An 11,604-nucleotide genomic window follows, 5' to 3' on the forward strand; every position below is an offset into this window, starting at 1 on the left:
GCGCCGCAACACCTCCTGGGCCTCGGGGTTGTCCTTGCGGATCACGTTGCCGATGATCGCGAGCTGCGGGGCCGCGGTGTCGATGTTCTCGGGTCTGTAGCCGTTGAAGGGCTTTATGCCGAGCGCGGCAATCTGTTCGCTCATTGGCGGATAGAGCGTCTCGTCAGTGCCGCTGACCTTGTGGCCCGCCTCCACCAGTAGGCCTGCCAACGATCCCATCCCGGTCCCGCCGATGCCTAACATATGTATCTTCATAGGTTATTTTTTACACACCTCTCCTATTCTAACTTATTGAAGTATCTAGACTTTTTACGATACAGGGAGTGAAAAAGCAAGTGAATTCGAGGCGTTGCACACGGGATCCGGCGGAATTTATTTGTGAGCGATCAACACATCATGGATGAGGTCGTGGATCGCCGGCCTGAACGCGGTGATCATCTGATTGGTCGAGGTGGGATGTATCCGATTCGTGAGCAGCACCACCCAGTAATCCGCGGAGAGATCTATCCACAACGAACAGCCCGTATATCCCAGGTGCCCTATGGAATTGGGCGAGAAGAGATGCCCTGACGCGGAATTCTTCCTGGAGGGCCGGTTCCAGCCGCCGACGAACTGCTCGCCTGCTGGTTTTTGTTTTGCTTCCTTGAGAAAATCTCTCACCACGTCGGGCTCGATCCAGCTCGATTCGCCTTTGTAACAGCGCGTCAGTTCCAGCGCGAAGCGATGGATGTCATCGGCCGTGGAGAAGAGGCCGGCGTGGCCGGCGACGCCGCCCAGCGCGTAGGCGTTGGGGTCGTGGACCTCGCCGTGGATCACCCTCTCGCGCCACGGGCAATCTTCGGTGGGCGCGAACCTGCGGTGCTCCCCCTTTTTTCGCTGGGGCCGATCCTCCGGCGCGCCGTGCTTCGGCGTGGGGACGTGCTGATCCGGCCTGGTCCTCGTCCTTCGCGACGTCGTGGAAGGTTCGCCGCCGCGCACCCTCGAGTAGAACGTGTCTGAGAGGCCCAGTGGTTTTGCGATCCTCTTTGCGAAGAGCTCGTCGAGCGGTGCGCTGCCGGCGTGGTCCAGCATCTCGCCCAGGATGATGTAGCCGATGTCGCTGTAGATGGTCTTGCTGCCCGGCTCTGAGATCAGCTCCTCAGCATAGCACGAGTCGAGGATCATCCTCCGGCCTTCTTCCGTGCCGACGAGCGAGAACGGAAGCTCCCTGTAATACGGCTGCCATGCCGGCAGCCCGCTGACGTGATTCATGAGATGGGCGACGGTGATCTGCTTATGCGCCGGCTGTCTTGCGCCGGGGAGCCACTGGTACGCGGTGTCGTCGAGCTTGATGAGACCCTCGGCCGTGAGCATCATGGTGAGGGTGGCCGTGGAGATCGGCTTGGTGAGAGATGCGATGTCGAAGCAGGTGCTCTCCCTCGCCTGCCCGTAGCTCCCCCTGAAGATTATCTCCCCGCTTCTTGCGACGAGAACGTCCGCCGCCGGGAAGACCCCCTCTGCTATCGCGTTGTTGAAAGCGGATTCGATTCGCCGCGTCATGTGAGGAGCCCTTCTGTGACCTCTATGGATGGAGTCCGATCTTTGTCCGTCGCGTCTATTGTTACGTTTACGCCCATAGGCAGAGTCACGAATTCTCCCGAGTGGCCCGCCGGGAACCCGTCGACTACCGGCCCCTTGAATCCGGCGAGCGCGTCCGCGAGCATCGCGTCTATGTCGTGCTTTTCGCCTTGCGGCGGGATGATGTCGCCTATGACGATAGCTCGAGCCCTGTCGAGCGAGCCGCCGGCCTTAAGCTGCGTGAGCATCCGGTCGAGCGCGTATATCTTCTCGCCGGCGTCCTCGATGAAGAGGATCGAATTTTCGGTGTCGAGCTCGTACGGGGTGCCTATGCTGGAATTGATGAGGGTGAGGCATCCGCCCACCAGCTTGCCGCTGGCCGTTCCCGGCTTCATCGTCCTGGCCTTGCCGCACGGCAGGTTTCCGAGCGGACCTGGGGTCGTGAGCGCGCGGAGCAACCCTGCGCTCGTAGAATCGGAAGAGCCTTTGCCGAGCTGCGTGATCACTGGGCCGTAGAACGTGGGGATGCCGGCGCCCTGCCTCAAAAATGTGAGCAGCGCGGTGATGTCGGAGAACCCTATCACCGGTTTTGCGTTCTTCTTCAGCGCCTCCACGTCGAGCAGCGGGATGACGCGTTGGCAGCCGTAGCCGCCCCTTGCGAACATGATCGCGCGCACTGATTCATCCACCATGAGCTCCATCAGCTCCTCGGCGCGCCTTTTTTCGGTGCCTGCGAAATAGCGATTCTGGTCGAAGATGTCCTTGCGGAAGCGGACTTCGAACCCCAGCCCTTCGAGGGCCTTCACCCCATGTTGGAAGAGGGTTCGATCGAAAGGACTGGATGGAGCCGCGACCCCTATCGTGTCCCCGCGTTTCAGCGCCCTTGCCTTCTTCATGGTTTTCAACTTATGGCGTTTTTGATCGAATGCCAAGGGCATATTCTCGGCCTTTGGCTTGACACCCATTATACTTAAACCTACCCTCGATGCGGATCACGGCGGAGGCGATCGATGATGAGAAAGTTATTTTCATACGGGGGCGTCGCGTCGCCGGCGCTCGTTTTCTTCTCGGCGTCCCTGGTGATGCTCATGCAGACGCCGGTGAGCCTCATCATCAGGGCCGGCTGGCTCTCCTCGGGAATACTCCTCAATGAAATCCTCATAATCGCGGGCCTGCCCATCTTTTTCATCTTCGTCCTGGGCCTCGATCGCCGCAAAGTTGTTCCATCCGCAAAGATCGATCCCGCGCTCTTTTCCCTGCTCGTCGTGTTCATCCTCGGCGCGGTCGTGCTCTTGGACTACGCCACAGTCGTGAGCGAGAGCTTTTTCCCGTTACCCGAGGAGATGCGGAAGACGATCGACGGCATAATGGAGGCGAAGACCTCGGGCGCCGTGGCGTGGAAGCTCTTTCTGCTGTGCGTGGTCCCTGGCTTCTGCGAGGAGATATTCTTCAGGGGTTTCTGCCAGGGCTCTCTTGCGGCCAGGTGGGGCAACGCGTGGGCGATCGCGTTGACCTCCGCGCTCTTCGCGCTGATGCACGGCAACGTATATCACATGCATCTCTATTTTCTTTTGGGGATCGTCTTCGGATGGGTCTTCTACGCGACCGGCTCGATCTGGGCCGCGATCTTCTGTCACGTCTTCAACAACTCGTGGACCTTCATCAATCACGTCAGGGGGTTCAAGTTCCCGTTCGACGAAAACACGCACGGCATCGACGTCGCGATATGCATCTTCGCTGCGATCATCACAGTCGCATCCGCTATCATCATTCTGCGTCGCAGAAGGCGGTCAGGACATGGTCATGTCTCTGCAGATCCGCATTCCAAGCGGTTTTCTGGTTGATTATCCCTTTAAAAGCTGATTTGGTGATGGAAACAGGGCAAGAGCCTTTGCAAACTCAAGCCGGACGTGCGTTTTATGGCAACGCAGGTCAAAGAAGTTCTTTGACAAAATAATCCTTATAAATCAAATAATTATATAAATATTCTATACATTACTTTTAGCACTCACTACAACGGCCGGATTTAAAGACTCTTTTTTATCCGACACGAACGTCCCCTCTTTTTCAAAAAACCCAGTTTTTTCAAGGCATTAGAAAGCAAAAGAACTTGACGGGCTCTGCGTTTTATCGCTATTTTCCCAATAAGTGGGAAGAAGTGGTATCGATTCCTAAACCATGGGAAAGACGCATGTTTCGTGGGAGATATAACCATCAGATAGACGCGAAGGGGCGGCTCTCAGTTCCTTCCAAGTTCCGCGAGCTTTTGGCCGCGAACTTTGACGAGAGACTCATCATCACCAATTTCGACGAGTGCCTCTGGGCGTATCCGGTGGCCGAGTGGCAGAAGCTCGAGAAGAAGGTCTCGGAGCTCCCGCAGTTCAGGGAAGAGGTCAAGGCCCTCCAGAGGATCTTCATATCCGCAGCAGCCGAGTGCCCGATAGACGGACAGGGCCGCATACTCATACCGCCCACGCTTCGCGGCTACGCCGGATTATCGAAGGACGTGGTGATCGTCGGCATGACCCGCCGCATAGAGATATGGGCGGAGGATCGCTGGGAGGAAGCCTTCAGGGACGCCAGGGTCAAACTTGATTCCATGGGGGACAGGCTCGCCGAGCTGGGCCTCTAGCTGCGCAAGGAAAACCGATGTTCGAGGTCAAGAGAGTTCACGACATATCGGTGGTGGGAGTGATGGGCGAGCTGTCGCGTCGCAACGTCCACGTGCTCGAAGATCTGCTTTCTTCGTTGTCTAGTTGCGATCAGAGAAACGTAGTTCTCAATTTCGAGGGGCTCAAACACCTCGACTACAAACTCGTGCAGAGGATCGCAGAGCGAATAATAGAGTTCCAATGCGACGGCGGCGATCTGAAGATGGCCGCGGCGAACGGTTACGTGAAGAACATCCTGGAGGCGATGGGCCTCGATGAAGAGGTCTACGCTTCGGTAGAGGATGCGTTGCTGAGTTTCGTGGGCGACGCGCCCGGCGGGGATCTTCAATGACAGGCGGCGCCGGCGAATTTCCGCGCGGCGAATTTCATGTCCCTGTGATGGCGGATGCCGTGCTGAAACTCCTCAAGCTGCGGCCGGGCGAGGTGGCCGTGGACGCCACACTTGGGGGCGGAGGCCACGCGCGTATGCTGCTCGAGGCGATTTCTCCCGATGGGCTGCTCATTGGAATCGACAGGGATGCACGGGCTATCGAGGAGGCGGGTGCGGCGCTGGCCGCATCCGGCGGCAGGTCGAAGCTGATCCGTGCGAGGATGGGCGAGTTGGCGAGGGTTCTCTCGGAGCTGGGGGTGGGAGGGGTCGATGCGATCCTCGCCGATCTCGGAGTCTCGAGTCACCAGCTGAATGAGGGCGGGAGGGGTTTCTCGTTCATGCGCGACGGACCTCTGGACATGAGGATGGATTGCGGCTCCGGTATGACGGCGGCGGATCTCATAAGCGGATCGAGCGCCGCTGAGCTGGAGGAGATCATAAGGGTCTACGGCGAGGAGAGGTATTCGCGAAGGATCGCGAGTGCGATCGCAGGCCGCAGAGACATCGACACCACCGCCAAGCTCTCCGCCGCGATAAATCGCGCGGTGCCGGGGCGGCGCAATACTAGGATAAACCCGGCGACGCGCACTTTCCAGGCGCTGCGCATCGCGGTGAACGACGAGCTGGGAGAGCTGAAAAATTTTCTGGATTCTGCGCCAGGCCTCCTCAACCCGGGTGGGAGGCTTGCGGTCCTCTCGTATCATTCGCTGGAGGACAGGCTGGTCAAACGCCGTTTTCGCGAGCTGGCCGGTTCGGACGGTTTCGACCTGCTCACGAAAAAAGCGATGAGACCCGGCGATGAAGAGATCGAAAGCAATTTGAGGTCTCGCAGCGCGAAACTGAGGGCGATAAGGAGAGCGGCGTGAACAGGGTTCTCACGATGTCGATGGCCAGCGCGGTTCGCAGCCAGCCGATCGCCACCAAGACCGCGATCGCCACCAGGCGATATCTGAGGCAGGCGCTCTCCCTGCTCGCAGTCGGCATGCTGGTGGCCCTGCTCTTCGTGTGGGCTAGGATACAGGTGATCCAGCTGGGCTACGAGGTGAGCCGTGTGCGTAAAGATGTGACCGAGCTTGCCGAACAGCGCGATATTCTTCAGGCCGAGATCGCCGAGCTCAGGACTCCGGAAAGGCTCACCAGAATCGCCAGCGAGAGGTTCGGCATGAGGCTGCCGATGGGGGACGAAGTGGTGGTCTTGAGGATGTCCGGTCAGGTCGATGTGGAATCAGAGCGGGAAAAATAAAGGTAATTCATAACATATGCCGAAGTTCAGGACCACGCAGCGCGATAGGGAATCCATGGGGGTGCGGCGCCTCTATGTGGTGGGCGCTTTTTTCGCGATATGCTTCGGCATTCTGGCCAGCAGGGCTGTGGTCTTCCACCTCAAGGACAACGAACAGCTGGAGAAGGTGGCGCTCAGGCAGTACAGGACCGCGGTGATGGAGAGCAGCATGCGCGGCAGGATTGTGGATTCTGCAGGCAGAGATCTGGCCGGAGACGTGACCACCGACTCCATCTTCGCCAACCCCAGGGAGATAGAAAATTCCGTGGATGCCGCCAACAAACTTGCGGGCGCCCTCTCCGTGGATCGCAAGAAGCTTTTGGACAGGCTTTCAATAGAGAGGAAATTCGTTTGGGTGAAAAGGCGAGCTTCTCATGAGGAGGCTGAAGCGGTCAAAGCGCTGGAGCTCAAGGGCGTGTATTCCATGAAGGAGAGCCGTCGTTCGTATCCTAACGGCACGGTGGGAGCCACGCTGCTCGGTGCGGTCGGGATGGACGGCGAGCCGCTGGGAGGGGTCGAGCTCTACTACAATTCGGTGCTGTCTTCGAGCGAGAAGTCGGACGACTTGAAGCGCGACGCTAGGGGGCATCTTTATCTGTCGCCCACCGACGGAGCGGAGAACGCGGACCGCCGCAGCATCAGGCTTACCGTCGACAAGATGCTTCAGTACATAGCCGATTCCGAGCTGGAGATCGGCGTCAAAAAGGCGTCGGCCAAGAGCGGCGAGGCGGTGGTGGTCGACGTGAAGAGCGGCAAGGTTCTCGCGATGGCGAACGTTCCGACCTTCGATCCTAACGAGTACTCGAAATACCCGCTGTCGAGCTGGCGCAACGGAGTGATCGTGGACCCGCATGAACCCGGCTCCACGTTCAAGGTGATCGTAGTATCGGCGGCGCTCGACCAAGGTGCGGCCCGCGCCGAGGAAATCTTTAATTGCGAGGGTGGAAAGATAAAGATCGGCAAGGATGTGATCAGGGACGCGCATCCTTACGGCAAACTCTCGGTGGCCGACATAATAAGGGTGTCCAGCAATATCGGCGCGTTCAAGGTGAGCCAGAAGCTTGGCCGCAAACGCGTATTCGAGGCCATAAAAGAATTCGGCTTCGGCAGGAAGACCGGAATAGATCTTCCCGGTGAGACGTCCGGCATCCTAACCGATTACAGGAGATGGTCGCCGGTCCAGGACGCCACCGTGGCATTCGGCCAGGGCATCGCCGTCACGCCCCTGCAGATGGCGATGGCGTTTGCGGCGATCGCCAATGGCGGAAAGCTCATGAAGCCGTACGTCGTTGATAAAGTCATTTCGGAGAACGGGGAGGTGGTATCCGAGACGATCCCGGAGGTCGTCGCGACCCCGATAAGCCAAGAGACGGCGAAGCTCATGACCGGAATGCTCAGGGCTGTGGTAGAGGAAAAAGGCACCGGCGCGCTGGCCGCCAGCATCGACTACAGCGTGGCCGGCAAGACCGGAACCGCTCAGAAAGTGGATTCGCGCAGCGGCGTCTATGCGAGAGGCAAGTACTATTCGTCGTTCGTAGGGTTCGCGCCGGCGGAAGACCCAAAGATCGCGGTATTCGTCGGCATAGACGAGCCGCACGGCCAATACTACGGAGGGCAGGTGGCGGCCCCGGTCTTCCGAAAGATAATCGAGAAGACCCTCAGGTATCTCAAGGTCCCAGCCAGCAAGCCTTCCGGCCGCTCCGTGATCCAGGCTGAGCAGCCGCCGGAGCAAACGGCGGTCGACGACGTCTTGCTGGTGACCTCTGGAGACGACGAGTCGAAGCAGATGAAGAAGAATGACGACGCCACATGGGTGCTCCCTGATTTCAGGGGCATGACTATGAGGGGCGTGCTCGCGGCGGCCGGAGACGCGTCGTTGGAGTGGAGCTTCCACGGCAGCGGCATCGCAGTCAAACAGTGGCCTGAATCCGGCAGCGTGCTCAGTTCGGGCAGCGTATGCAGGGTGGAGTTCGTGCCGCTCATGTGAGCGGCTTGATGAAGCTATGAAACTAATCGACCTCATATCAGGGATGCACGTCCTGGGGACGACCGGATCGCTTGATCTCGACGTCAAAGACCTGGTCTATGACGCGGGCGAGGCCACTCAGGGCTCCTGCTTTTTCGCGCTGCGCGGTTTGCGCCGCGACGGTCACGACTTCGTCATCGAGGCGCTCAATAGAGGGGCCGCGGCCGTCGTCAGCGAGAGGCCGATGGATCGCGGGTGCGATGTCCCCAATGTAGTGGTGAGCGACTCGCGCAAGGCCCTGGGTCATATGTCGGCGCGCATGATGGGCGACCCGTCCCGCAGACTCAAAGTCGTCGGCGTCACTGGCACGAACGGCAAGACCACCACCACCTACATACTCGAATCGATTTTTTCCGCCGCAGGCCTGAGACCCGGCGTGATCGGCACGGTGGAATACAGATTCGCCGGCAGGAGCGAGCCGTCGCCTCACACCACTCCATTCGGCCTCGACCTGCAGAAACTCCTCGCCAGGATGAGAGACGCCGGCTGCGCGAGCTGCGCCATGGAGGTGAGCTCTCACGCCCTCGAGCAGGAGAGGATCGCCGGCTGTTCCTTCGACGCCGGGATATTCACCAATCTCACGCCGGAGCATCTGGATTATCACGGCGAGATGGAATCGTACTTCAGAGCGAAGGCGAAGCTCTTCGAGAGGGTCCTGGCTGAAGGAGGCAAGAGCGGAGCGTTTGCGGCGATAAACGCCGATGCGGAATACTGTGAGAAGATCGCGGCGCGCACCATCGTGCCGGTGGTTCTCTACGGGATGTCCGAGAAAGCGGAAGTGAGAGGCTACGATCTTTCGCTCGGCGCCTCCGGCCTTTCTATGAGGATCGCGACCCCCTCCGGCGACTTCGCGTGCAGCTCCAGGCTCTGCGGAAGATTCAACGCCCAGAACCTTCTGGCGGCGACGGCTGCGGCGCACGGGCTAGGGATAGACATCGACGTCATAAAGACAGGCATCGAGTCGATCAGGGCTGTCCCAGGTCGCTTCGAGCCGGTGGAGAACGATCGCGGCATCATGGCGCTAGTAGATTACGCCCACACGCCGGATGCGCTCGGCAATGCGCTCTCGCACGCGAGAGAGCTGGCCGATAAGACCGGAGGCAGACTCATCGCGGTATTCGGATGCGGCGGCGATCGCGATAGGATCAAACGTCCGGTCATGGGCAAGATCGCCGCGGGGCTGGCCGACATATCGATCGTGACGAGCGACAATCCGCGCACGGAGGACCCCTCCGCGATAATCGAGGAGATCATTCCCGGGGTGAAGGATGAGTCTACTCCGTACGACGGCTCCACGGGTTATGAAGTCATAGTGGATCGGCGCGACGCCATCACCCGCGCCGTGGAGCTCTCATCGGATGGGGACGTGCTCGTGGTGGCCGGAAAGGGACACGAGGATTATCAGATAGTGGGGGAGACGAAGCATCACTTCGACGATCGCGAGGAGCTTGCGCGTCTTCTCGGGAAGAAGAGATAGGGAAATATGAAGTTCACCCTGAACGACATAGCGGCTGCGACCAAGGGAGAGATCAGCGGCGCCCGGACGGAGACGCAATTTTCATCCATAGGGATCGACACGAGGAAGATCGGCGCCGGAGATCTCTTCGTGGCGATAAAGGGCGCGCATTTTGACGGTCACGATTTCATAGGCGACGCCGTAGCCTCAGGGGCCGGCGCGGTGATGGTCCGTAACGGCACGAAGCTTTCGCATCCGACGCCGGCCGTATTAGTGAAGGACACGGAGCGGGCGCTAGGCGACATCGCCGCGTGGTGGCGGCGCCGCTTCGATGCGCCGTGCGTAGCGATCAGCGGCAGCAACGGAAAGTCCACGACCAAGGAGATGGCGGCGGCCATAGCGGCTGCAAAGGGGACGGTGCTCAAGACAGAAGGTAACTTCAACAACCTCATCGGCCTGCCGCTCACGGTGTTCCGCTGGACGGAAGGCCACGGGGTTGCGGTGCTGGAGATGGGCATGAACGCCCCCGGGGAGATAAGAAGGCTCACGGAGATAGCGGCTCCCGGCGTGGGCCTGATCACGAACGTCACCGCGGCGCACCTGGAGAAGCTTCACACGGTCGAGGCGGTGGCCAGGGCAAAGGGCGAGCTCTTCGAGACCATGGACAGCAAAGGGCTGATCTGCGTCAACGCGGAGGACAGATGGGTTATGGAGGCGGCGAAGGGCCGCCGCGGCGATCGCATCACCTTCGGCATGCAGAACGACTGCGACGTAAAGTTCCTCAACATGGAGACCAACGGCCTGGACGAGATGAGGCTGGCAGTATCGATAAAGGGCCGCGAGCATACGACGGTGCTGCCGGTGCCCGGAGCGCACAACGTCATGAACGCCCTTGCGGCGCTGTCCATAGGCGTAGCGCTCGGGGTCGACGACTCCGAAGCGATGGAGAGGCTCGCGGCGTTCAAGCCGATGGCCATGCGCTTCGAGCGCATACAGCTCGCTAACGGCGCCAGGATGGTCAACGATTCGTACAACGCTAACCCGGAGTCGATGCGGGCCGCGTTCAGGACCGTGGGCTCCGCGACCAGGGCCGGCCGCTTCATCGTGGCTCTTGGCGACATGCTGGAGCTAGGCGATCAGTCCCCTGATTTTCACAGGGGGGTGGGCGAGGCGGCCGCAGAGATGGGAGCCTCCCCGATCTACGTCCTGGGCGATTTCGCCTCTGAGGTCGCCGACGGCGCGATGAGTGCGGGGGTCGGTGAGTCCTCGATAGTGGTGTGCGACGATGTGGAGCAGATGAGCAGGCTCATCGAAAAGGATCTGCGCGCGGGCGACGTCCTGCTGGTGAAGGGATCGCGCGGTATGAGGATGGAGCGGGTGGTGGATTACCTCAAACAGGAGATAGGGACGGGCTAAATGCTATACTATCTATTATATCCGCTGCACTCGGATTTCGTCGGGTTCAACGTCGTGCGGTACATCACCTTCCGCATGTTCATGGCGACGTTCACCGCGATGGCGATCTATTTCATATTCGGCAAGCCGCTGATCAGGATGCTCGCCGCGAAGCAGTTCTGGCAGACGGTGCGCGACGACGGCCCGGTCACCCACATGGACAAGAGGGGCACCCCGACCATGGGCGGGCTCTTGATCTGGGCCTCGGTGTTCCTCTCAGTGCTGCTATGGTCCAGGTTCATGGAGCCTTTCGTGCTCATGGGCATCTTCGTGATCGCCGGCTTCGGGATAATCGGTTTCATAGACGACTACCGCAAGGTGATACTGAAGGACCCGAAGGGCATGAGGGCGCGGGTAAAATTTCCGCTGCAGATCGTCGTCGGGACTTTCGCCGCCCTGGCGCTCTTCGACGCGCTCGGACTATCGAGGGAGATAACTCTCCCGTTCTTCAAGGAGCTGGCGCCGAACATCGGATGGGCCTATGTTCCCTTTGCCGTGATCGTGATCGTGGGGGCTTCGAACGCGGTCAACCTCACCGACGGCCTGGACGGGCTGGTGAGCGTGCCCTGCATAGTCGCGTTCCTGGCTTACGGCATCCTGGCGTATATCGCCGGCCACGCGGCTATCGCCAACTATCTGGCGGTCCAGGCGGTGCCCGGTTCGGGCGAGCTCGCGGTCCTCTGCGGCGCGGTCGTGGGCGCGTGCGTCGGTTTCCTCTGGTACAACGCGCATCCGGCCTCCATCTTCATGGGCGACGTTGGTTCTTTGCCGCTCGGCGCCCTGCTG

12 protein-coding genes are annotated in these 11,604 nt (G+C 60.0%); 9 read left to right on the forward strand and 3 right to left on the reverse strand.

Going from position 1 to position 11,604, the window contains the following annotated elements; genetic code table 11:
- From WC683_16915 to WC683_16925, 3 genes are all read right to left on the reverse strand, one after another.
- A partial coding sequence (locus WC683_16915) for a Mur ligase domain-containing protein (GenBank protein ID MFA4974290.1) occupies positions 1-243 on the reverse strand: 243 nt, incomplete at its 3' end.
- 129 nt (positions 244-372) lie between these two features.
- A complete protein-coding gene (locus WC683_16920; GenBank protein MFA4974291.1) occupies positions 373-1,539 on the reverse strand; it encodes a serine hydrolase domain-containing protein in 1,167 nt (388 codons plus the stop codon).
- Entirely contained in the window at positions 1,536-2,453 is a 918-nt protein-coding gene (locus WC683_16925; GenBank protein ID MFA4974292.1) for an LD-carboxypeptidase, read from the reverse strand. The genes WC683_16920 and WC683_16925 overlap by 4 nt, the downstream gene beginning before the upstream one ends.
- 114 nt (positions 2,454-2,567) lie before the next feature.
- Here WC683_16925 and WC683_16930 point away from each other — a divergent pair, with 114 nt between their 5' ends.
- From WC683_16930 to mraY, 9 genes are all read left to right on the forward strand, one after another.
- Positions 2,568-3,401 (forward strand): type II CAAX endopeptidase family protein, encoded by an 834-nt coding sequence (locus WC683_16930; protein MFA4974293.1) that lies wholly within the window; start codon positions 2,568-2,570, stop codon positions 3,399-3,401.
- A gap of 347 nt (positions 3,402-3,748) precedes the next feature.
- Positions 3,749-4,189, forward strand: a complete 441-nt coding sequence (mraZ, locus tag WC683_16935; GenBank protein MFA4974294.1) for a division/cell wall cluster transcriptional repressor MraZ — start codon at positions 3,749-3,751, stop codon at positions 4,187-4,189.
- A 17-nt stretch (positions 4,190-4,206) separates the two neighbouring features.
- Positions 4,207-4,560, forward strand: a complete 354-nt coding sequence (locus WC683_16940; GenBank protein MFA4974295.1) for an STAS domain-containing protein — start codon at positions 4,207-4,209, stop codon at positions 4,558-4,560.
- Positions 4,557-5,465 (forward strand): 16S rRNA (cytosine(1402)-N(4))-methyltransferase RsmH, encoded by a 909-nt coding sequence (gene rsmH / locus WC683_16945; GenBank protein MFA4974296.1) that lies wholly within the window; start codon positions 4,557-4,559, stop codon positions 5,463-5,465. The genes WC683_16940 and rsmH overlap by 4 nt, the downstream gene beginning before the upstream one ends.
- The gene (gene ftsL, locus WC683_16950) at positions 5,462-5,842 is read left to right on the forward strand and encodes a cell division protein FtsL (protein MFA4974297.1); all 381 of its coding nucleotides are present in this window, start codon (positions 5,462-5,464) and stop codon (positions 5,840-5,842) included. Before rsmH ends, ftsL begins: the two co-directional genes overlap by 4 nt.
- A gap of 16 nt (positions 5,843-5,858) precedes the next feature.
- Entirely contained in the window at positions 5,859-7,868 is a 2,010-nt protein-coding gene (locus WC683_16955; GenBank protein MFA4974298.1) for a penicillin-binding transpeptidase domain-containing protein, read from the forward strand.
- A 16-nt stretch (positions 7,869-7,884) separates the two neighbouring features.
- Positions 7,885-9,384, forward strand: coding sequence for a UDP-N-acetylmuramoyl-L-alanyl-D-glutamate--2,6-diaminopimelate ligase (locus WC683_16960; GenBank protein ID MFA4974299.1), 1,500 nt, complete (start codon positions 7,885-7,887; stop codon positions 9,382-9,384).
- A 6-nt stretch (positions 9,385-9,390) separates the two neighbouring features.
- Positions 9,391-10,779 carry a UDP-N-acetylmuramoyl-tripeptide--D-alanyl-D-alanine ligase gene (gene murF, locus WC683_16965; protein MFA4974300.1) on the forward strand — a complete coding sequence of 463 codons (1,389 nt, stop codon included), beginning with the start codon at positions 9,391-9,393 and terminating at the stop codon, positions 10,777-10,779.
- Positions 10,780-11,604: phospho-N-acetylmuramoyl-pentapeptide-transferase (gene mraY / locus WC683_16970; protein MFA4974301.1), on the forward strand; the 825-nt coding region annotated here is incomplete at its 3' end.

The organism is bacterium, assembly GCA_041648665.1.
Taxonomy (GTDB): Bacteria; UBA10199; UBA10199; order 2-02-FULL-44-16; family JAAZCA01; genus JAFGMW01.

What these genes read in the sequence shown, in the direction of transcription:
- WC683_16920 (MFA4974291.1), bottom strand. Translation starts at nt 1,539, where the DNA reads ATGACGCGGCGAATCGAATCCGCTTTCAACAACGCGATAGCAGAGGGG.
- WC683_16925 (MFA4974292.1), bottom strand. Translation starts at nt 2,453, where the DNA reads ATGAAGAAGGCAAGGGCGCTGAAACGCGGGGACACGATAGGGGTCGCG.
- WC683_16930 (MFA4974293.1), top strand. Translation starts at nt 2,568, where the DNA reads ATGATGAGAAAGTTATTTTCATACGGGGGCGTCGCGTCGCCGGCGCTC.
- mraZ (MFA4974294.1), top strand. Translation starts at nt 3,749, where the DNA reads ATGTTTCGTGGGAGATATAACCATCAGATAGACGCGAAGGGGCGGCTC.
- WC683_16940 (MFA4974295.1), top strand. Translation starts at nt 4,207, where the DNA reads ATGTTCGAGGTCAAGAGAGTTCACGACATATCGGTGGTGGGAGTGATG.
- rsmH (MFA4974296.1), top strand. Translation starts at nt 4,557, where the DNA reads ATGACAGGCGGCGCCGGCGAATTTCCGCGCGGCGAATTTCATGTCCCT.
- WC683_16955 (MFA4974298.1), top strand. Translation starts at nt 5,859, where the DNA reads ATGCCGAAGTTCAGGACCACGCAGCGCGATAGGGAATCCATGGGGGTG.
- WC683_16960 (MFA4974299.1), top strand. Translation starts at nt 7,885, where the DNA reads ATGAAACTAATCGACCTCATATCAGGGATGCACGTCCTGGGGACGACC.
- murF (MFA4974300.1), top strand. Translation starts at nt 9,391, where the DNA reads ATGAAGTTCACCCTGAACGACATAGCGGCTGCGACCAAGGGAGAGATC.